This window comes from Corynebacterium sp. FDAARGOS 1242 (genome assembly GCF_016889985.1).
In the GTDB taxonomy this organism is placed as follows: Bacteria; Actinomycetota; Actinomycetes; order Mycobacteriales; family Mycobacteriaceae; genus Corynebacterium; species Corynebacterium minutissimum_B.
In genome coordinates, this window is the sequence record NZ_CP069568.1 from 2,325,372 (window position 1) to 2,346,600 (window position 21,229).

Consider the following 21,229-nt stretch of genomic DNA (forward strand, 5'->3'; position numbering starts at 1 on the left):
GGCGCCCACTGTAGTTAGCCGAAGGTTTCCTCGTAGATATCCTCCGAGTCGAGCTCACCGTGGCGCGAGCAGCGCGCGCTCCAGCCGTCCGGGCGGACCTGGACCACCATGCGGCGTCCGCACAGCTGGCAATAGCGTGGCACGTCGAGGCCGGCCGCGGCCGCCGGGTGGAGGGGAAAGTTCTCACTGAGCGGCTTGCCGGTGTTGGGGTGGAACTGCGGCTCCTCCCCAGCGAGGACGGCGGCCACAAGCTCCGTCGATTCGCCCTGCGAAGCGGCCATTAGAGGGCCTTGATGGGCAGGTCGATGCGGCCGAGCATGTCGACGTCCTTCTCAATCTGCTTGCCCAGCGTAGTGAGGTAGTTGCCAGCGATGATGGCGTTGATACCGCCCAGCAGGCCCTTCTCTGTACCGTCGTCTCCGAGGGACAGCTCGCGGCCACCGGCAAAGCGCAGCGTTACCGACGGCATGGCTAGGCGGAAGGCGGCCACAGCTCGCAGTGCCTCACCGAGCGGAACCAGCGGGCGATCCGCGAACGGGGTGCCCGGGCGCGGGTCGAGGAAGTTCATCGGCACCTCGCACGGCTCGATCTGGGCCAGCTGGTAGGCGAATTCGGCTCGGTCCTCGAGGGATTCACCCATACCGATGATGCCGCCGGAGCAAACTTCCATACCCACCGCGCGGACGTTGTCGAGAGTCTCCTTGCGCTCTTCCCAGGAGTGGGTCGTGACCACGTTGGGGAAGAAGGACTTAGAGGTCTCCAGGTTGTGGTTGTAGCGCTGGGCGCCCATGTCCTTGAGACGCTGCGCCTGCTCCAGGGTCAGCGTGCCGAGGGACAAGGAGATCTCGATGTCCACTTCATCGAGGATGGCCGGGATAGCTTCCGCGACCTGACTCAAGAGGTTCTCGTCCGGGGACTTCACCGCGGCGACGATGCAGAACTCCGTCGCGCCGGTCTTGGCGGTCTTCTTGGCGGCTTCGACCAACTCAGGGATGTTGAGGCGGGCCGCACGCACGGGGGACTCGAAGAGGCCGGACTGCGAGCAGAAGTGGCAGTCTTCCGGGCAGCCGCCAGTCTTAATGGAGATGATGCCTTCGACGGACACGTCTGGGCCGCACCACTTGAGGCGGGTCTTGTGGGCGATGTCAGCGATCTCTTCCAGCTGCTCATCGGGGATCTGGAGGACCTGAAGGAGTTCCTCTTCGTTGAGGCCAATACCCTGCTCGAGGGCCTTCTCGCGTGCAATATCTACGATGCTCATGGCAGAAACCTTACTTGAACGGCGTTCAAGTTGTGGAAAATCTCCGCCTTTTCCTTCCACGGACTACCCTTGATGGCCATGACTCTCTACGACGACACCCTCGGCCTTCTTCAGGAACTCATCCGCAATGCCTGCGTTAACGATCTCACGCCGGATTCCGGCCACGAGGTCCGCAACGCCGACACCTTGGAGAAGTTTTTCGACGGCACCGCGGTGGAGATTCAGCGCTACGAGTCCCATCCGGGCCGCGTGACCATCGTGGTGACCGTTCCGGGAGACCCCGACAAGGAGCCGCTCACACTTATGGGTCATACGGATGTCGTGCCCGTGGACGAGCCGAAGTGGACCAAGCCGCCTTTCGACGCCGTCATCGAGGATGGCAAGCTGTATGGCCGCGGCGCGGTGGACATGCTTTTTATTACGGCGACGATGGCCGCGGTAACGAGGGACGTCGCCAAGCGCGGCAACCCCGGCGGCACCTTAGCGTTTGTCGGCATGGCTGACGAGGAGGCCCGCGGCGGCCTGGGTTCCATCTGGATGGATAAGCACCATCCTGAGGCCTACTCGGTGCGCAACTGCCTCTCGGAGACCGGCGGCAGCCACCTGCCCGGCGCGCTGGGTTTCAACGTGGGCGAGAAAGGCGCCGGCCAGCGCCGCCTGCACGTACATGGCGATGCTGGTCATGGCTCGACGCCGTTTGGGAAGGACTTTGCCATCGTCAAGATTGGTGAGGTTGCCCGCCGCATCGCCGCGGCTGAGCCGCCCGTGGCGATGGATGAGGTGTGGCAGGGATTCGTCAAGACCTTCCGTTTTGACCCCGCAACGGAAGCAGCGCTTCTCGACGGCTCCGCTACGGCGGCCGATTATGAGAATTTTGGCACCTTGGCCGCCTATGCCCATGCCTTCTCACACACGACGATTGCCCAAACCGTCCTGCGCGCCGGTGGCGCTATCAACGTGCTGCCTTCCCACGCCTATCTAGAGATGGACATTCGCCCCTTCCCTGGCCAGGCCCAGGAGGAGCTCGACGAGTTCCTGCGTGAGGCGCTGGGCGATATGGCCGACGAAGTAGAAATCGAACACCTTATTACGGAGGACGCCACGCAGTCTTCTACCGATACTGAGCTGTGGCGCTGCATTGAGGACACCGCGCACGAGTTCTTCCCCGATAAGAAGGTGCTGCCGGTGTTGGCCACGGGTGGCTCGGATCTGCGCGTGGCGCGACGCCGCGGCGGCAACGCCTATGGCTTTGCGCTGCATGCGGAGGATCGGGACATGGCCAGCGCCAACTCGCAGCTGCACAGCCACGATGAGCACCTCTACCTGGAAGACTTGGATTTGACTGTGAAGGCGTATTCTTCGCTGGTAAATCGCTTCCTGGGGCTCTAGCACTAGCGCAAAAGTGTAAAAGTTGTGGCACAATGTGGCGCATGAGAAACAAGCTTGTCCTGTGTTCCGCTGCTGCAGCCGTTGCCGTCGGCCTTGCTAGCCCTGCTGCCTCGGCCGATATGGTCGATGACTACCTGGCCAAGGTGCCGGCCGGTCAGATCTCCTGCGAGCAGGCCACGAAGTACTACACCAATCCGTCCGACTACAACAGCAAGAAGTCCCAGGCCCTCGCTGCCGCGAACTTCCACCCGCGCGGCGGCGAAATCCGTGACGCCATCGCCCGCGCCGACGAGGCCATCGCTCGCTGCGGCCTCAACGGTGGCAACGGTGGCGGCAATGCTGCCCCCGCGAACAACGGCAGCGGGGACAAGACCGCCCCCACAAATAATAATGGCAACAACCAGGGCGCACCGGCCCACAACAACCAGCCAGCCCCGGCTAACAACAATGGAAACGGTGGCAACAACGGTGGCACGAAGGCCCCGGCCAACAACGCTTTTCCGACGATTCCGGTGACCTTCGGCTCCTTCACCATCTACGTCCCAGACATCGTGGCCTACCTCAAGACCCTCGTCGAGGGCACCCCGCTGGCACCACTTTTGCCTTAAGCAACTAGCGGAAATACGTCCCCGCGTGCAGCGCGCAGCCAATATTGAAGGCATGCCCGCACGCGGGGCATTTATATGCCGAATACTCCGCGAAGGTCATCTGATGGCCGCACGCGCCACACATGACGCACAGCTCGTCTTTCGGCATGGCGCCAAACTCGTGATCGGTGAGCTCCGCATGACACAAGGAACACGCGAACCAACCGGTACAGGTGCTGCACTTGTTGGCGACGACGTCGACAAGCGTGTGCCAGTGCCGGCACCGCCCTTCCGCGTCGATGGCTCCTTGAATCTGTGTCATGAGCGCGTCAAGCCCCACACGATCTGCTCGTGTACGCGCGGATCATGGGGCAGTTTTCCATGCTCAACCGGCACTGACTCCACGTTGGCCACGTCCGCGCCCGGCACTGCAGTCAGTTGCGAGGTCTCATTCGGAGTCACGGTGTTGTCCACGGGCGAGTAAATGGACGTGTAGGTGATACCCGGCGCGGTGTCCGGCAACTGGTTGAGATTCTCCATAAAGTCCGAACCCTGCAGCTGCTGGATGCCGGCACTGGTTCCAACAAAATTGGTCACATCGGGCGCGATTTTTGCCGCCGTGCTTAGGGGCGTTGCTCTGTCGCCCCATGTTGTCCCGTGAAAGTTCGCGCCAATCGTGACCACGCGGCGCACCTCATCGGGTGAACCATAAAGCTGTGCATAAGACTTGGTGTGCAGCCCACCCTGGGAAAAGCCCACGAGGTTTACTTTCTCTGTCCCAGTGACGTCGCGGATGTGCTCGATATGCTGGGCGATTTCACGCCCGGAGGACTCCAAATCCGCAATGCCCTTCATGTAGGGATAGGCGTTCTGGAAGGTGAGGTCATCCGCGCCATAGTCGAAGGCCCACACGCACATGCCCTGCTCGGTGAGCTTTGGGATGAGATCATTCCATTCGGCCGAGTTTGCCGACGTGCCGTGGAGGAGGACTACGGGTTCGGTGACGGGGCCAGTGGGTTGGCAGTCCGGATCATTTATACCCAGGTCCTTTGCAGCTGAGGTTTCCATGGTCTCAGCGTGCGCTGGGATGGGGGCAGCGGTGCCGAGGAGGATGGCGAGGAAAGCGCGCTGCAAGAAGCCGTTTTTCATAAGGAGCGAGCTTAGCGCCTGAATCTGAGCGCTTGCTGTATGGGCGCTATTACCAGGAAGAGAGGTTGCTTAGGCTGCTGCTGCGGTCTTTCTTCGGCTGCTCGGTACGTTGTTCGGAGGGCTTTTCCGCGGGGGCCTGGCGGCGCTCTTGGGCGCGAGCTTGGCGCACGATCTCGGCTTCCGACTCCTCACGGTGGGCGACTGCCTCCTCGTCATAGCTCTCCATGAGCGCGGTGAGCATCCCCACGTAAGGATAGATTTCGCTATGCCACATGCGGCGGCGCGTGCCGTCTGCGCAAGACTCATTCTCTTCACCGCCGGTATGCACCGCAAAGATCGTGGTGTCCTGGTAGAGCGGGGCGCCGGAGTCACCGCTGCAGGAGCGTGAGGAGAACAAGGAGTGCGATCTAAGCAGGTTCTCAAATTCGTGGCCTTCGATTTCGTGCGTTACACCAGTCTCCTCAATGCGGGACACGGCCTCCGAGGAAAACGTGTGGGACCCGCCGAAGCCCACGAGGAGGAGCTTTTCGTTCACACGCAGAGGGCGGGTGGGCAGCTCGAAGGCCTCAGCCTCCATGGGTTCCGCCTTGAGCAAGGCAATGTCTGACTTCTCCGCCACCGGAGTGGAGGCGACAACTTTGGCGCTATCACCGTCTGCCTGGGTAAGGCGCAGGTTGCGGCCCAAGCAGTGGGTAGCGGTGAGCCACCAGTCATTGCCGATGTAGCCGGCCGAGCATTCCCGCGACTCGTTCTGCCATAGTGCGGCAACTCGGTCGTCCTTCGCGGCGACCGTGCTCGTGGCCTGTAGAACGTCACGCGCGCCGGAGTCAACGCCGGGAGCGTGAGTAATGCCGAACATGGACGCTACTGCAGTAAGGACGGAAAGTATGGCTGCGAGAAAACCTGAGAACACAAGGCGTTACTTTATCAGCGGCACCACAGAAGCGCAGCGCGCTACTGCACACCTAGGCGTTCGGCCAGTCCAGTGAGGAAGACATCGACGAAGGTGTCGAAGGAAGCGCCGAGGAAGTTCTCGCCCGCAGTGCCAGAAGGCTGCTGGCCGTCGAGGAAAGCGAGGAGAGTCAAGACGGAAGGGGCACCTTCTGGTGGAACGGGGATGGGGGAATCGGGAACCTCGGTGTGGCCGGGCGTGGGGGCAACCTCCGCCAAGAGGTAGCCGTTGAGCGCGCAGAAGAATGACTGGACGCTAAAGAGCTGCTGCTCGGGAGGGATTCCGGCCTCGTCGAAGACCGTCAACGCCGGCGCGATGTGCGCGATTTCCGCCGGTGTGGAAATCGGACGGGTAGCCACGAGCACGAAGAGATTGGGGTGGCGCAGGGCGAGGGCGCGGTAGGCACCGGCAGCGCTGCGCAGTGCTGCCTCCCAGGTTGGGGACTCCGCGGGGAGGGTGAGTTCGAGGATGAGGTGTTCATGGATGGCGTCGAGAAGCTCGGCCTTGTTGCGCACGTGGTGGTAGAGGGACATCGCCTGCACGCCCAGACGGCCGGCGACGGCACGCATGGACACACCCTCGAGGCCCTTTTCATCACCAATGGCGATGGCTGCCTCGACGATGGCATCGCGCGTAATGATTTGTGACACGTGACCTCCTTCTGGACGGCCGCCGGACTACGATAAAAGGTGAAACTTACGGTGTAAGGGAGAAGGGGCATGAAGCACCCATTTCGCTGGCTGCTTGGCGGCCAAGCCATATCCGCACTCGGTTCCCAGGTTACGTTCATGGCACTGCCGCTCATTGCGGTCACCCTCCTTGATTCTAACCCCCTCCACATGGGCATCCTCGGCGCCTTGGACAACCTGCCCTACCTGCTCTTCGGCCTGTTCGTCGGCTCGCTCGTGGACCGCCGCCGGCGCCGCCCGCTCATGATCGTCTCCGACCTCCTCCGTGCGCTCGCCGTCCTCACGATTCCGCTGGCATTCCTTGTCGGTGGCATCACGTTTACCCACCTGTGCCTTGTCGCTTTCGTCGTTGGCCTGGGCAACCTCGTCTTTGATGTGGCCTGCCAGGCGCAGATGCCGGACATCGTCGGTGAGGACGGCGACCTTGTGCAGGCCAACGGCGCGCTACAGACCACCTCCGGCATCGCCTCACTCACCGCCCCGGGCCTCGTGGGAGTCTTTATCGCCACGGTAGGTGCGCCCCTCGCCATGCTTATCGACGCCTTCTCCTACCTCATCTCCGCCGCCAGCCTCCGCATGATTGGGCCCGATTCCTCTACCGCCACCGCCGACGCCACCGTGTGGGAAGACGTGAAGACCGGCGTGGGCTCCGTCGTTCGCGATAACCGCTTGCTCGGCCTCACCGGCACGGGCGCCGCCGTCTCGCTGGGCATGAACGCGGCTTTCTCGGTTCTCATGGTGTTCCTCGCGCGTGAGCTGCACGTCAGCACCATCGGCATCGGGCTGGTTTTCCTCGCCATCGCTCTTCTCGGCGCCACCGGCGCGCTGACAGCAAACCACCTGGCCAAGGCTGTGGGCGCTGGACGGGTGCTCCTGTGTGGCCCGGTGGTGGCAGCCGTGGGACTGGTGTGCATGGCGCTTGCCGGCCATGTCACGACCCCGCTGCTGCTCATCTACCTTGGGGCAGGCTTGTGCGGCTGGGGCATCATGACCAGCCAAGCTCTTGCTGCCGGCCTGCGCCAAGCCTTTGCCCCTGAAGAAATTCGCGGTCGCGTACTAGGCACGATGCGCTTTGTGGAATGGGGCATCATGCCGGTCGGCGCGCTCCTTGGCGGCTTCGCAGGCCAACTGCTCGGCGTGGCCCCGGCCGTCGCCTTCTCCGGCGCACTCGTAGCCACCGGCTCCGTGTGGGTCCTCACCACCGGCCTGGCGCGCCTACACAGCGTGCCGATTCCCTGACTCGGCCCACGAACAATGACGCTCACGGTAAATAGCGCCAAAAACGTCGGCTTTAACAAGCGCTACGACCGCATCATTGAACTTGCTGCCGTGCGCGCTGACGCATACTTCAATCCCGTCGACTCCTGACACACACTGCTCAACCCTGACACCAACGCCGTGTCCACTACTCGGGGGACACCCCCGCCCACCTCGGCACTCCACCCTGCTGTGGAGGTTACTCGTAGCGAAGCGAGCTGAGCATCCCGGTTTCCATGTGATAGGCGTTATGGCAGTGAAATGCCCACTCACCGGGGTTGTCAGCGATCAGGTCGGCGATCATGGTTTCACCGTGGCGGAGAAGGACGGTGTCCTTGCGTAGTCCGCCGCTGCCGGGCAGCGCCCACGTGTGGCCGTGGATGTGCATGGGATGGGGCATCATGGTCCTGTTGCGCATGACCATCCGCAGGCGCTGGCCCTCCTGCACGGTCGCGGAGGAGGATTGGCCGTCGGTGAGAATGCTCCATTCATACGGCATCATCTGCCCGCCCAGGTCGATGCTGACTTCTCGGTCTGATGTGCCCTCGGGCAGGAGTGCACGGTCTGCTGGTTTCAGGGAGGACAGAAGCAGTCCGGTGGACGACAACTCGGGGAAGTCGACATCGGGGTGGGGGGCCTGGCCGCCGGCGGTGCGGATGACGGCGAAGGCGCGGTCGTCCTTACCCACCGCCAAAGCCGTGAGCGGGAAGATGCCGTCGCCGAGGATGACCTCGACGTCGACACGCTCGCCCATCGACAGGTAGATCGACTCGGTCTCCCTGGGCTGGACAGGGAAGCCGTCGGTGTGGGTGACGGTCATGCGGTGACCACCGAGGGCCACCTTGAAGATGGTGTCACCGCCGGAGTTGATAAACCGCAGGCGGGCCTTGTCGCCCGGGCGAGCCTCGAAGGTCCGGTGAGCACGGGGGATACGTCCGTTGATGAGGTAGTGCGGATACATCACATCGCCGGCATCCCCGCCCAGTACCCGGTCCGGGGTGCCGTGCATCATATGGCCGTGACCTCCAGTTCTCATCCTCCCGTTATGGTCGCCCGAACCCATTCCGGTGAGCTTGTCGAGCTCATCGTCGGGAGTGCCCTGAATGCCATCGACCCAGTCGTCGAGCACGATGGTCCACTCGACGTCCTGGTCCTCAGCGTCTTGCGGGTCACGGATGATCAGTGGGGCGTGGAGGCCGCGATCAAGCTGCAGGCCGGTGTGGGAATGGTAAAAGTAGGTGCCACCGTGGGGGACTTCAAAAACGTAGGAGAAAGACTCGCCAGGTTCAATGGGGTCCTGGGTCATGCCGGGCACACCGTCGGCTGCGTTGTGGAGTGCGATGCCATGCCAGTGGATGGAGGTGCTCTCAGGCAGTTCATTGGTGATATCGACCTGGAGGACGTCGCCGGCGGTGGCCTCAATGGCCGCATCCCCGGTGTCAGAGACGTATCCCCACGTCTTGGCTTCGATGCCGCCGATATCCAGAGAGAGGGGCCGGGCGGTCAGTGTCCGGCGCACCGTCGGCTCACCGAGCGCAGTGGGGGTGGGAGTGGTGCGAAGGGAGGGACCTGGTGCCGAGGTAGCGGGTCCAGGGTCGCTGGTGCAGGCGGCCACGGCCCCGGTGCCGGCGAGGACGAGCCCGCCGAGCAGAAACTGTCGTCGGGAAAACGCGTTCGTCATGATTTAACCTTCCTTGGTACAAGATTTCAGTGACACGGGAGACAGGCGCAGGTGAGGACCCGGCCCTCGTGAGGGCCGTGCCCTCCACCCATTGAAAATATACCCCCAGGGGGTATACTGAAAATATACCCCCTGGGGGGTATACGCTAGAGAGCGGCATCGCCGCACCCCACCGAACCGAAGGAGCTTTCCCATGATCACCTCCCCGCCCCGCCTCTTGCCGATGGCCTCCCACGGCTGCAGCTGTTGCGGGCCTGCCTCACCTTCCGACACCGCCTCCATCCCTGCCGCCGGCGACTCGTCAGCCGGAGGGTCGTCCCCTAGCTACCAGGTCACCGGCCTGACCTGCGGGCACTGCGCGAAAAGCGTGACCCAGGCCCTTCAGGCCCTCCCCCAGGTCGACGACGTCCAGATTGATCTCGCTGCTGGTGGAGTTTCCACCGTCACGGTCACCGGTGTCGCACCTCCGGAGATGGTTCGCCGGGCCATCGAGAACGCCGGCTACACCGTCTTATCCTGATCAGTTTTACCCATCATCTCGACCCCGACCGGGTTGAGTGGAAAGGAACGTCATGAGCACTCCCCACCATTCCGGCGATCACCATGGTGATCACCCCGCTCCGGAAACAGACCACACCTACCACCCGGATCATGCCAGCCACGAACACCACGCAGATGCCGACACCCACGGCCAGGCGATGCCCCACGATCACCCGCACTCCGCCCTGGACGATGACCACCACGTTCATGGTCACGGCGAACACGCCGGACACAGCACCGCAATGTTTCGGGACCGCTTCTGGTGGTCGCTGATTCTGTCCATTCCCGTCGTTACTTTCAGCCCCATGGTCGCCAACCTGCTTGGCTACCACCTCCCGGCATTCCCCGGATCCACCTGGATCCCCCCGGTGCTGGGCACGATCATCTTCGTCTACGGCGGAACGCCTTTCCTCAAGGGCGGATGGAAAGAACTCAAATCCCGCCAACCCGGGATGATGCTCCTGATCGCCATGGCCATCACCGTGGCGTTTGTCGCCTCCTGGGTCACCACTCTGGGGCTGGGCGGTTTTGAGCTGGACTTCTGGTGGGAGCTGGCCCTGCTGGTGACCATCATGCTGCTGGGCCACTGGCTGGAGATGTCCGCTCTCGGGGCCGCGTCCTCCGCGCTTGACGCGCTGGCTGCCCTGCTGCCAGATGAGGCCGAGAAAGTCATCGACGGAACCACCCGCACCGTGGCCATCTCCGAGCTGGTCGTCGACGACGTCGTGCTGGTGAGGGCCGGTGCCCGGGTGCCGGCCGACGGAACCATCCTCGACGGAGCCGCCGAATTCGATGAGGCAATGATCACCGGCGAATCCCGTCCCGTCTTCCGCGACACCGGTGACAAGGTGGTCGCCGGCACCGTGGCCACCGACAACACCGTCCGCATCCGGGTGGAGGCTACCGGCGGGGACACCGCCCTGGCCGGGATCCAACGCATGGTTGCCGACGCCCAGGAGTCCTCCTCCCGGGCCCAGGCCCTGGCGGATCGGGCGGCGGCGTTGTTGTTCTGGTTCGCGCTGATCTCCGCTCTGATCACCGCGGTGGTGTGGACCATTATCGGCAGCCCGGACGATGCCGTGGTGCGCACGGTCACGGTGCTGGTCATCGCCTGCCCGCATGCCCTGGGCCTGGCGATTCCGCTAGTTATTGCGATCTCCAGCGAGCGGGCCGCGAAATCCGGGGTGCTCATCAAGGACCGGATGGCGCTCGAGCGGATGCGCACCATCGACGTGGTGCTCTTCGACAAAACCGGCACCCTGACCGAGGGTGCGCACGCGGTCACCGGTGTCGCGACAGCTGACGGCGTCACCGAGGGCGAGCTGCTGGCCCTGGCCGCCGCCGCAGAGGCCGACAGCGAGCACCCCGTGGCCCGCGCCATCGTGGCGGCCGCGGCCGCCCATCCCGAGGCCTCCCGTCGGCAAATCCGTGCAACTGGTTTCAGCGCCGCCTCCGGCCGGGGGGTCCGGGCCACTGTCGATGGCGCTGAGATCCTCGTGGGCGGGCCGAACATGCTGCGCGAGTTCAACCTCACCACCCCGGCCGAGCTCACCGACACCACCAGCGCCTGGACCGGGCGTGGGGCCGGTGTGCTCCATATTGTCCGCGACGGTCAGATCATCGGTGCGGTGGCCGTCGAGGACAAGATCCGCCCCGAATCCCGCGCCGCCGTGAAAGCCCTGCAGGACCGCGGGGTGAAGGTCGCGATGATCACCGGCGACGCCCAGCAGGTGGCCCAGGCGGTTGGTCAGGACCTAGGCATTGATGAGGTCTTCGCCGAGGTCCTGCCCCAGGACAAAGACACCAAGGTCACGCAGCTGCAGGACCGGGGTTTGAGCGTGGCCATGGTCGGTGACGGTGTCAATGACGCCCCCGCTCTGACCCGCGCGGACGTCGGTATCGCCATCGGTGCCGGCACGGATGTGGCCATGGAATCTGCCGGAGTGGTCCTAGCCAGCGATGACCCGCGGGCAGTGCTGTCGATGATTGAGCTGTCCCAGGCCAGCTACCGCAAGATGATCCAGAACCTGATCTGGGCCTCTGGCTACAACATCCTCGCCGTGCCGCTGGCCGCCGGAGTGCTCGCCTCGATCGGGTTCGTGCTGTCCCCGGCCGTGGGCGCGATCTTGATGTCTGCCTCGACCATCGTGGTGGCCCTGAACGCCCAGCTGTTGCGCCGCATTGATCTGGATCCGGCTCACCTGGCTCCGACCGAGTCGAAGGAGGAACACACCACGCCTACTCCGGCATCCACCGCCGCCCACTGATCCACCACTTTCTCTCCACTGCCCCCATATGACCCTGAAAGGCTCCACCCTGGCGCTGGCCGCCTGCGGTGAGGCCACTGAGTCAGGCAACACCGACGCCACCGCCTCGGCCACCAGCACTGCGACGACTACCGCAGAGACGACCGAGACCACCACGGCGACGACTGAGGCGGACGGGGAGATCTCCGCCGATCACAACGACGCGGACATCATGTGGTGCCTTGAGCTTCCGAGACACGCCCCAGAGAGTCGAATTGCGAGTTTCTGGGGCAACCAAAAACAGAAAATCTCGAGACACCGACCGGAACGATGTCTCGAGACTTCACAGCGTGCCCGGGGCGGTGTCTGGTTCGGAGACATCGTTCCGCATGTCTCATGAGATCGTTCCGGTCCAACCAGCACCAATGTCTCACCACATCGATCCGTTAGAAAACCCGGAAGCTAAAACTGCCCAGAAACGACGAAAAGCGATGTCTCGAGACATCGATCCTCTGCGGCTTTCCGCACCGAAGTGGGGGACTCTGAAATTATGCCTGTGCGAGGCCCAGCGCTGGTACTTCTAGCGCCTTCAGGAGCAGTTCTAGGTGGGTGTCGCTAACACCTAACGACAACTGAGGCCGGAACTAGGTCCCGGCTATTGTGTTGAAAGCCCGCAAACGAGACACGATCTTGGCCCGCACAGCTGCCTGTCCCTCGGAGAACTCGGGACGTTGCGGATACCCGCTGTCGTTCACGGTAGATAAGGGCGAAAAATTTCGAATTTCTGGCCCCTAATTACCGTGAACGACGTCCTGAACGTCGGGTTAAGGGTCAGAAAGTGTGTCTGGGATCGGCGATTTATAGTCACTGTCCAGTGTGATTGTTGAAAGTATAGGCTTCACGACCGTATATCGCTGTCCTTGACGGTAAATCCCCGGTGTTTCTACCTGGATGTGGTAGGCCCTGGTGGTGTGGTGGCTTGATGCCGAAGAATCGACCACGCTGCCACTGCGGCGGCGACATGAAACGCAACGGAACTACCAGCAAAGGAACCACACGATGGCGATGTAAAGCCTGTGGGGCATCAGGCATCAAACGTCGCCCCGACGTCACCAACGCTAGAATTTTTGCGGATTTTATCGAGCATTGCACCACCACAATCTCGCTAACTGCACTGGCTAAACGCAACAATGTAAGCCATTCCACTATGAAGCGCAGATTTACATGGTGCTGGCTTATTGACGTACCGGATCCCACCGTGGCACATACAGGCCGAGTCTATGACCAGATATTTCTCGACGGTACCTACACCGCTGGCGGATGCTTGATTGTAGCTTCCACCCTCGATCATGTTGTTGCTTGGCACTGGTGCAAACACGAAACCGCTCCCGATTACACACGCCTGCTCGAACGCATCCCCGCCCCGTTAATCGCAACGACAGATGGCGGGCAAGGAACAGCAAGTGCAATAAAAACCTGCTGGTCAACAACACATGTGCAGCGTTGCCTCGTCCACGCACAGCGTGTAGTTCGCCGCTATACAACCTCACGTCCGCGCACTGATGCCGGCAAAGCTATCTACACGCTAGCGCTGAAACTCACCCGAGTGCGAACTAAAGAAGAGGTAGCTGACTGGGGTGTATTGCTCCATAACTTCAACACTGTCTACCGCAGGTGGATGGACGAGAGGACCAGGGTTAAAGACCCTGATACAGGAAATTGGACATGGGTATGGACACATTCCAACGTGCGAAAGGCCTACAACAGTCTGAACCATCTATGGCGCCAAGGCATGCTCTTTGTCTACATCAATCAACCTAAAGGCGTCTTAGAACCTGCCCGCATCAAATCTACGACCAACAGTCTTGAAGGCGGGATTAACGCTCGCCTGAAAGAGATTGCGCGTGCTCACCGGGGCAGAACAAATGAACACCAGCGCAAAATGCTGGACTGGTGGCTGTACCTAAAAACAGAACTGCCCGACGATCCACTACGCATCGCCAGACAGTCCCACTGGGGCCAGGACCAACTCGCCAAAGTATCCATCCTGACCCACACCGAGAACCAAGCCGACCACGAAACAGGACGACCAGCCCTCTACGACAACGGTATCGACACCGAGTACACCCACTCAATCGGCATCCAAAAAGGCCAAATCTAACCCCAGCGACACGCCGAGCCAGACACACATTTTGACCCTTAACCCTGAACGTCGGCCTTCCCGAAACGACGACAGCCCCGCACTCTCAACGAGAAAGCGGGGCCGTCACAGCGTGCCCGGGGCGGGACTTGAACCCGCACGTCCTATAAGGACACTGGCACCTGAAGCCAGCGCGTCTGCCAATTCCGCCACCCGGGCAGGGTATTGATGTCTTGGCGACCAGCTAACTTTAGCACGCCGCCCTAATGAATCGACAAATCCGCTGGCAAACCCGAGCTTTTTACTGAATACACAGGGAACTTTGCCGCGCGCGTCTACGTTTAGAGGGGGAAAGACACCTATACTGATCGCTGCTATATCGCTGTATTCCACCATCGCAGTGAGATAGTTCCCTGGAATACTCTTGAAAGGAGGGCGGCACTTCCCCCATGGCATTGCTAGATAAACTCGCCAAGCTGGATTCTTCCCTGCAGCGCGGATTGGACAACGGCATGGCCTTTGTCTTTGGCGGCAAGGTCGTCCCCGCAGAGATTGAAGAGCTGCTCAAGCAGGAGGCGCAGGACAACCTGTCCCGCGGTGATGACGGCAAGCTGTACAGCCCCAACGTCATGACCGTCGGTGTGTCCTCCAAGGACATTGAGAACCTCTCCCAAAATCGGGATATTCCTACGGATCTATCTGATCAACTCACTCGTTTTATTCGCAACAGTGGCTGGTCCCTCGCGGGGCCGGTCATTGTGCGGATTGCGGAGGAGTCGGGCCTGCGTACAGGCCAGCTGCGCGTGTCGTCCTTCCTGGACCACGAGCCCACAGAAGAAACCGGATTCGATGCGATTTTCCACCACGACCATGGTCAGGAGGACTCTATGACCCAGCCGCACAACGCCGATGAGGCCAAAACCACCGCTTTCATGGTGCCGAACCCGAATGAGCCGGCACCAACGCCACACGGCCCAGCGGTAACGCTCATGCTGCAGGATGGTTCCTCCCGCGTCTACCACGTGCGCGAAGGCTCCAATATCCTCGGCCGTAGCACTGACGCAGACCTGCGCCTGCCGGATACGGGTGTCTCCCGCCAGCATGCGGAGATCACGTGGAACGGTCAGGACGCGGTGCTCGTTGACCTCCAATCCACCAACGGCACCACGGTCAATGACACCCCGATTGACAACTGGCTGCTGGCTGATGGTGACGTGATTACCCTCGGCCACTCCCACATCGAGGTCCGCATTACGGGCCTTGAGAACCAGAATTATTAAGCCCCACCCCATCTAAAGTAAGGACCGTCCATGGACTCGATCGTGCTGCTGTCGCTGCGCATCGGCCTGCTGGTGTTGTTGTGGCTGTTTATTCTGGTCGCGCTCAACGCTATGCGCCGCGACGCCAATAAGGCGGCCGGCGTGTACCAGGCATCGGCCCCGGTGAAGGGGTCACAGAGGCGTCGAGAAGCGCCGCGTGAAATCGCCATCGTGGAGGGTCCCCTGCGCGGTTCCCACATGGAGCTGGGCACCCTCGAGGACTGTACGATGGGCCGCGCGCAGGACTGTGATTTTGTCACTGGTGATGATTTTTCCTCTGGCCACCACGCTCGTCTGTTCCGTCGGGGCAGCGAGTGGTTTGTGGAGGATTTGGAATCCCGCAACGGCACCTTCGTGGGTGGTGCCCGTATTGACCAGCCGGAACGCGTTGGCGTGGGTTCGGATATCAAACTTGGTCGGACGACCGTGAGGTTGATGGCATGACGTTGAGCCTGAAATTTACTGCAGTGACGGACCGCGGTTTGGTCCGCGACAATAACGAGGATTCTGCCCACGCGGGACCTCACCTGCTGGTGCTTGCCGACGGCATGGGTGGCCACGCCGCCGGCGAAGTCGCGTCCACGACGATGGTGGAGCACATGGCGCCCCTCGAGCGTGATCCGGGCGATAACGACATGCTGGCCCTGCTGGGCGCGGCGGCGGAAGATGCCAACGCGGCAATCCGCGACCATGTGGACGAGCACCCGGAAACCGAAGGTATGGGCACCACGCTGACTGCCATGATGTTCAATGGCTCTCAGTTCGGCGTGTGCCACGTGGGTGATTCCCGCGGCTACCGCCTGCGTGACGGCAAGCTTTCTCAGGTGACAAAAGATGATACCTACGTGCAGTCACTTGTGGATGAGGGCAAGCTCGACCCGGCAGATGTCTCGTCCCACCCGCAAAAGTCTCTGATCCTTAAGGCCTACACCGGCCGCCCGGTGGAGCCGACGCTCTTTACGCTGGATGCCCAGGTGGGCGACCGCATCCTGCTGTGCTCGGATGGACTATCGGATCCGGTGACGGCGTCGACCATCGAGCAGGCGCTGAACCAAGGTTCGGTGGATGAGGCCGCTATTATGCTGCGCGATCTCGCATTGCGTTCAGGCGGTCCGGATAACGTCACCATCGTGGTGGCAGAAGTCGTGGACGCAGAGCTTGACGACGTCTCCCCCATCACCGTCGGCGCCATCCAAGGCGTCGTGCCGGAGCCGACGCACCCGGATTCTTCAGCAAGCCGTGCGGCGAAGCTGATCTCGCCCCCAAAAGCACAAGCCGCTGAGGTACAACCCCGGGAGGTCACCGAGGATGAGCCGCAGCGGCCGCCGCGACGCAGCCGGGTGGGGTGGAAGGTTATCGCCTCCCTCGTCCTTATCTTGGTGATTGTGGTGAGCGGTGGGCTGTGGATGAAGAACCACGTGGCCAACAACTATTACGTGACTACGGATGAGGAGGAGGTCCTCACCATCCAACAAGGCGCGGATTTTGAGGTCTTTGGCCGCTCCCTGCACCACACCTATCAGCATGCGTGCTTGAACAAGGACAATTCACTCAAGCTGAGCACCGGTGACTGCACGGACAAGTATGCGCCGTTTAAGCTCACGGACCTTCCCGAGTCGGAGCGCGCAGCCGTGGGCAACCTGCCCGCAGGCTCCTATGACGACGTGCAGACGCAGCTGACGCGCCTGTCGGAGAAGGCCTTGAAGCCGTGCGCGACCTCTGACGACGTCGCGAAGGATAAGGATAAAAACGCCAAGAAGGATGCGGACAAACCCTTGACGGGCAACTGCCGGGAGGTGAAGTAGGTGAGCAAGCTCTTTTCCCGTGGAACTGAGTTCGGCCTGCTTGTCTTCGCCACGGTAGTTTTCGCCATCACCTTGGTGAGCCTCGAGTTATCCCAAGGCAACGTGCTGACCCTCGACGTGCTCTACCTCATCGGTGGCTTCATCGGAGTCTTCGCTGTAGCGCATCTCTTCCTGTGTTTCTTAGCGCCCTACGCGGACCAGATCATGCTGCCCATCGTCGCGGTGCTCAACGGCACGGGGCTCATTATGCTGCAGCGTCTTGACCTGGCCAGTGGCGGTGAGCTCGCGGTACGGCAGGTGATGTGGACCGTCGTCGGTCTTATTCTGTTTGCGCTGGTACTTGTCCTGTTGAGGGATCACCGCTCGCTGACGCGCTATTCCTATATCTTGGGCGCACTTGGCCTTATCCTCTTGGCGCTGCCGCTGGTATGGCCGCAGCCGCCAGGAGTAGAGGCCCGCATTTGGTTGTGGCTTGGACCCTTTTCGATCCAGCCGGGCGAGTTCTCCAAGATCCTGTTGATCTTGTTCTTCGCCATGCTGCTCACCCAGAAGCGCTCCCTGTTCACGGTGGCGGGCTTTACGTTCCTGGGTCTGTCCCTGCCCCGCCTGCGTGACCTTGCCCCCATCCTCGTGATTTGGGGCATCGCCATTGTCATCATGGGCATCTCCAATGACTTCGGCCCGGCACTGCTGCTGTTTAGCACGGTGCTCGGCATGCTCTTCATGGCCACCAACCGCGTGAGCTGGCTCATCATTGGTGTCATCCTCGTGGGCATCGGCGGCTTCGGCATCTACCAGGTCTCGGACAAGATTCAGCAGCGCTTCTCCAACTTTATTGACCCGCTGGCCAACTATGACACCACCGGCTTCCAGCTGTCCCAGGCGCTGTTCGGCATGTCCTCCGGTGGCATTACTGGTTCCGGTTTGGGCCAGGGCCATCCGGACATGGTGCCGGTGGCGCATTCGGACTTCATCCTGGCCGGCATCGGCGAGGAATTCGGTTTGGTGGGCCTGGCTGCGGTACTCATCCTCTTCGCCATGCTCGTCTCCCGCGGTTTCCGCACCGCGCTGACCTGCCGTGATACCTATGGCAAGCTGGTGGCCTCGGGCTTGGCGCTCACGCTGGCGGTCCAGGTCTTCGTCGTCACCGGCGGTATTTCTGCCCTGCTGCCCATGACGGGTCTGACCACGCCGTTCATGTCCGCCGGCGGCTCCTCGCTCATGGCCAACTACATGTTGCTGGCCGTGCTGCTGCGTATTTCCAACGCGGCTCGTCGCCCAGCGCGAGAGCTCACCTCAAATGCTCCGAGTGATACGTCCATGTTCCCCGCCATCCAGGAGGCCACCCGATGAATAGATCGATTCGCCTCGTCTCCCTGTTTGCCCTGCTTCTTACCGCAGTACTCCTCGTGAACCTCACGGTGGTGCAGGCGTTTTCGACGGACAAATACGCGCACAATCCCAAGAACGTTCGCGGCTACCTGGAAATGCGCACTACCCCGCGCGGCCAGATCTTCGCCGGCGATACGGTTCTGGCGCAGTCCACCGCGGATGAGAACGGCAACTACTCGCGTTCCTACCCCACCGATTCCCCGGCCTTCGCTGATGTCACCGGCTACCTCTCGGAGCGCTTCGGCGCATCCCAGCTGGAAGCCTCGCAGAATGACATCCTCAACGGCAAGGATGATTCGCTGCTGGCACACAACTGGCTCGATATGCTCTCCGGCAAACCGCAGAAGGGCGCCAACGTGGAGGTCACCATCGATCCAGCGCTGCAGCAGGCTGCCTATGACCAGCTGGCCGGCCCGGGCTACAAGGGCGCGGCCGTAGCCATTCAGCCCTCCACGGGCAAGGTGCTGGCCATGGCCTCGAGCCCCAGCTTTAACGTCGCCGACCTCGTCGGGGGCCAGGCAGCCGAGACGTGGGATCAGCTGCAGAATCAAGAGGGCAATCCGCTCATTAACCATGCCACGCAGGAGACCCTGCCGCCGGGTTCGATTTTTAAGATCATCACTACGGCTGCCGGTCTCAACAACGGGTATGACCCGAACTCCACGCTGACCGGCGCGGCGTCCATCACGCTGCCGGATACGGTCACGGAGCTCACGAACTACGGCAACCAGGCCTGCGCCGGCGCGGACAGCGTCACGCTCCAGACCGCCTTTGCGCTCTCGTGCAACACGGCATTCGTGGAGATGTCCGAAGGTATCGGTGCCGATGAGCTGCGCAAGTACGCCGAAGGTTTCGGCGTGGGTGAGAAGTACTCGCTCGGTGTGGAGACCTCTTCGGGTGCGCTGGGCGAGCTAAGCGACGGCGCGCAGGTCGCCCAATCGGCCATCGGCCAACGCGACGTCACCATGTCCGCCCTCCAGGCAGCGGTCATGGCCGCCACCGTGGCCAACAAAGGCAAGCGCATGGAGCCCTACCTCATCAATCGCATCACCGATGCGCAGATGAACGAGTTGCGCACGACCCAACCGCGTCAGGCCGCTGAGGCCATCGACGAGGACACCGCCAAAACCTTGACGGACCTCATGTTCGCTTCTGAGCGTTCCACCTGGGGCTATGACGGCAATGGCTTTGCCTCCAAGACGGGTACCGCCGAGCACGGCGAGGGCCTGGCCCCGCACGTGTGGTACGTGGCCTTCGATCCAGAGAAGGACATTGCGGTCGGCGTCGTGGTCAAGGACGGCGGAAACCTGGGAGAAGGCGCTACTGGTGGACAGGTCTCCGGACCGATTGGACGCGCCATTCTGCGCGCATACGGAGGTGAGCAGTAGTGAATAGTGCTGATAACAAGGAACACCTACAAGCACTCATCGGTGAGGACTACCAGCTGCAGTGGATCGTCGGCCACGGCGGCATGTCCACCGTGTGGCTTGCCGATGATGTCCACAACGACCGCGAGGTAGCCATCAAGGTCCTGCGGCCGGAATTCTCCGATAACAACGAATTCCTCTCGCGCTTCCGCAACGAGGCCAAGGCGGCAGAGTCCATCGACTCCGAGAACGTCGTGGCCACCTACGACTACCGCGAGCTTGAGGACAACGGCCGCACCTTCTGTTTCATGGCTCTGGAGTACATCCGCGGTGAATCCTTGGCGGACCTGCTGGCCCGCGAAGGCGCACTGCCAGAAACGCTGGCGCTCGACGTCATGGAGCAGGCTTCCCACGGCCTGTCCGTCATCCACCACATGGGGCTCGTGCACCGCGATATTAAGCCGGGCAACCTCATGATTACCCAGAACGGCCAGGTCAAGATCACTGACTTTGGCATCGCCAAAGCCGCCGCAGCCGTGCCTCTCACGCGCACCGGCATGGTGGTCGGCACCGCCCAGTACGTCTCGCCGGAGCAAGCCCAAGGTTACGAGGTCGGCCCAGCTTCGGACGTGTACTCGCTTGGTGTGGTGGGCTATGAAATGCTCGCCGGCAATCGCCCCTTCAGCGGTGATTCCTCGGTATCGGTAGCGCTGGCGCATATTAGTCAGGCGCCGGAGCCCTTGTCGACGTCGATAAGCGCGCCCACGCGTGAACTGATCGGCCTTGCCCTGCGCAAGGACCCTAACACCCGCTTTGCCGACGGCAATGAGTTCACCAACGCCATCTCGGCCGTGCGCCAGGGCCAGCGCCCGCCGCAGCCGAAATCTGCCGCACTCGCTCCGCTAGCCGCCGAACCTTCCCCCTCCGCCTCGACGGAGATGCTGGGCAACATGGCCCACCCCACGACGGTGCGCCCGGCAACACAGCCGCCGACAGCGGAACCGCCGACGAAGAAAGGTGGATTCGGCACCGGCCTGCTCATTGCAGTAGCGATCGCTGCGCTCGTGGGCATCGGGCTCGCGGGATATAAATTCTTCACCGAGAACTCCAGCGAACCTGCACCCACGACTACGGAGCAGCCGACGGAGATCATCGTGACCGAAACCGTCACGCCGGAGACCACGGAGGAGCCCACCACTGAGGCCTCGACTACCCTCAACACCGTGGAAACCACCACGGTGGAGGAAGAACCCCCAGCCCCCGTCACCGTCACGACGACACACTCAGTGCTGCCGCCGCCCACCCAGGAGGTCTCCCCGCAGCAACCCACAGACGAAGAACTCTTACCTGAGGAGACACAACCGCAGGTCAATGACGGACCAACCGCCACAGCCGAACTAGAATCACAGGGCAACCCCACCGAAGAATCCGCGCTACAGGGAGGCCAGTAACCCA

19 protein-coding genes and 1 tRNA gene are annotated in these 21,229 nt (G+C 62.1%); 12 read left to right on the top strand and 8 right to left on the bottom strand.

What is annotated here, in order from left to right; genetic code table 11:
- Window positions 1-14: 14 nt before the first annotated feature.
- Both I6J72_RS11140 and bioB read right to left on the bottom strand, forming a co-directional pair.
- Window positions 15-281 carry a hypothetical protein gene (locus I6J72_RS11140; RefSeq protein WP_039673032.1) on the bottom strand — a complete coding sequence of 89 codons (267 nt, stop codon included), beginning with the start codon at window positions 279-281 and terminating at the stop codon, window positions 15-17.
- Window positions 281-1,261: a biotin synthase BioB gene (bioB, locus tag I6J72_RS11145; protein ID WP_039673030.1), complete on the bottom strand. Its 981-nt coding sequence runs from the start codon at window positions 1,259-1,261 to the stop codon at window positions 281-283. The genes I6J72_RS11140 and bioB overlap by 1 nt, the downstream gene beginning before the upstream one ends.
- Before the next feature lie 78 nt (window positions 1,262-1,339).
- On the opposite strand from bioB, the gene I6J72_RS11150 reads away from it, so the two are divergent.
- Window positions 1,340-2,650: a M20/M25/M40 family metallo-hydrolase gene (locus tag I6J72_RS11150; RefSeq protein WP_204099219.1), complete on the top strand. Its 1,311-nt coding sequence runs from the start codon at window positions 1,340-1,342 to the stop codon at window positions 2,648-2,650.
- Window positions 2,651-2,691: 41 nt separating this feature from the next.
- Window positions 2,692-3,258, top strand: a complete 567-nt coding sequence (locus I6J72_RS11155) for a hypothetical protein (RefSeq protein WP_370552141.1) — start codon at window positions 2,692-2,694, stop codon at window positions 3,256-3,258.
- 4 nt (window positions 3,259-3,262) lie between these two features.
- Here the strand turns inward: I6J72_RS11155 and I6J72_RS11160 are convergent, their stop codons facing one another.
- Genes I6J72_RS11160 through I6J72_RS11175 form a run of 4 tightly spaced genes read right to left on the bottom strand, consistent with a single transcriptional unit; the run spans window position 3,263 to window position 5,988 of the window.
- Window positions 3,263-3,559, bottom strand: coding sequence for a CHY zinc finger protein (locus I6J72_RS11160; RefSeq protein WP_204099221.1), 297 nt, complete (start codon window positions 3,557-3,559; stop codon window positions 3,263-3,265).
- On the bottom strand, window positions 3,556-4,386 hold the full coding sequence (locus tag I6J72_RS11165) for an alpha/beta fold hydrolase (RefSeq protein WP_204099222.1): 831 nt from the start codon (window positions 4,384-4,386) through the stop codon (window positions 3,556-3,558). The genes I6J72_RS11160 and I6J72_RS11165 overlap by 4 nt, the downstream gene beginning before the upstream one ends.
- A gap of 49 nt (window positions 4,387-4,435) precedes the next feature.
- The gene (locus I6J72_RS11170) at window positions 4,436-5,299 is read right to left on the bottom strand and encodes a trypsin-like serine protease (protein ID WP_204099223.1); all 864 of its coding nucleotides are present in this window, start codon (window positions 5,297-5,299) and stop codon (window positions 4,436-4,438) included.
- 41 nt (window positions 5,300-5,340) lie between these two features.
- A complete protein-coding gene (locus tag I6J72_RS11175; RefSeq protein ID WP_204099224.1) occupies window positions 5,341-5,988 on the bottom strand; it encodes a TetR/AcrR family transcriptional regulator in 648 nt (215 codons plus the stop codon).
- 69 nt (window positions 5,989-6,057) lie between these two features.
- On the opposite strand from I6J72_RS11175, the gene I6J72_RS11180 reads away from it, so the two are divergent.
- A complete protein-coding gene (locus I6J72_RS11180; RefSeq protein ID WP_204099225.1) occupies window positions 6,058-7,266 on the top strand; it encodes an MFS transporter in 1,209 nt (402 codons plus the stop codon).
- A 217-nt stretch (window positions 7,267-7,483) separates the two neighbouring features.
- On the opposite strand, the gene I6J72_RS11190 is transcribed toward I6J72_RS11180, so the two are convergent.
- A complete protein-coding gene (locus I6J72_RS11190) occupies window positions 7,484-8,965 on the bottom strand; it encodes a multicopper oxidase family protein (protein WP_204099226.1) in 1,482 nt (493 codons plus the stop codon).
- Window positions 8,966-9,158: 193 nt separating this feature from the next.
- On the opposite strand from I6J72_RS11190, the gene I6J72_RS11195 reads away from it, so the two are divergent.
- The 3 genes from I6J72_RS11195 to I6J72_RS11205 all read left to right on the top strand — a co-directional run bounded on the left by I6J72_RS11195 (window position 9,159) and on the right by I6J72_RS11205 (window position 13,912).
- Window positions 9,159-9,485 (top strand): heavy-metal-associated domain-containing protein, encoded by a 327-nt coding sequence (locus I6J72_RS11195; protein WP_115020921.1) that lies wholly within the window; start codon window positions 9,159-9,161, stop codon window positions 9,483-9,485.
- 52 nt (window positions 9,486-9,537) lie between these two features.
- Complete coding sequence (locus I6J72_RS11200) at window positions 9,538-11,772, top strand: copper-translocating P-type ATPase (RefSeq protein ID WP_204099227.1); 2,235 nt, start codon at window positions 9,538-9,540, stop codon at window positions 11,770-11,772.
- Between the two features lie 961 nt (window positions 11,773-12,733).
- The gene (locus I6J72_RS11205; protein WP_071566713.1) at window positions 12,734-13,912 is read left to right on the top strand and encodes an IS1249 family transposase; all 1,179 of its coding nucleotides are present in this window, start codon (window positions 12,734-12,736) and stop codon (window positions 13,910-13,912) included.
- A 113-nt stretch (window positions 13,913-14,025) separates the two neighbouring features.
- Here I6J72_RS11205 and I6J72_RS11210 read toward each other — a convergent pair.
- Window positions 14,026-14,110, bottom strand: a tRNA-Leu gene (locus I6J72_RS11210).
- A gap of 230 nt (window positions 14,111-14,340) precedes the next feature.
- On the opposite strand from I6J72_RS11210, the gene I6J72_RS11215 reads away from it, so the two are divergent.
- Genes I6J72_RS11215 through I6J72_RS11240 form a run of 6 tightly spaced genes read left to right on the top strand, consistent with a single transcriptional unit; the run spans window position 14,341 to window position 21,225 of the window.
- On the top strand, window positions 14,341-15,171 hold the full coding sequence (locus I6J72_RS11215; protein ID WP_204099228.1) for a DUF3662 and FHA domain-containing protein: 831 nt from the start codon (window positions 14,341-14,343) through the stop codon (window positions 15,169-15,171).
- A 30-nt stretch (window positions 15,172-15,201) separates the two neighbouring features.
- Window positions 15,202-15,654 carry an FHA domain-containing protein gene (locus I6J72_RS11220; protein WP_039673007.1) on the top strand — a complete coding sequence of 151 codons (453 nt, stop codon included), beginning with the start codon at window positions 15,202-15,204 and terminating at the stop codon, window positions 15,652-15,654.
- Window positions 15,651-17,015 carry a protein phosphatase 2C domain-containing protein gene (locus I6J72_RS11225; RefSeq protein WP_204099229.1) on the top strand — a complete coding sequence of 455 codons (1,365 nt, stop codon included), beginning with the start codon at window positions 15,651-15,653 and terminating at the stop codon, window positions 17,013-17,015. Before I6J72_RS11220 ends, I6J72_RS11225 begins: the two co-directional genes overlap by 4 nt.
- Window positions 17,016-18,368, top strand: a complete 1,353-nt coding sequence (locus I6J72_RS11230) for an FtsW/RodA/SpoVE family cell cycle protein (protein ID WP_204099230.1) — start codon at window positions 17,016-17,018, stop codon at window positions 18,366-18,368.
- Window positions 18,365-19,795 carry a penicillin-binding transpeptidase domain-containing protein gene (locus I6J72_RS11235; RefSeq protein WP_204099231.1) on the top strand — a complete coding sequence of 477 codons (1,431 nt, stop codon included), beginning with the start codon at window positions 18,365-18,367 and terminating at the stop codon, window positions 19,793-19,795. Before I6J72_RS11230 ends, I6J72_RS11235 begins: the two co-directional genes overlap by 4 nt.
- Window positions 19,795-21,225, top strand: a complete 1,431-nt coding sequence (locus I6J72_RS11240; protein ID WP_204099232.1) for a serine/threonine-protein kinase — start codon at window positions 19,795-19,797, stop codon at window positions 21,223-21,225. The genes I6J72_RS11235 and I6J72_RS11240 overlap by 1 nt, the downstream gene beginning before the upstream one ends.
- The last annotated feature ends 4 nt before the right edge of the window (window positions 21,226-21,229 follow it).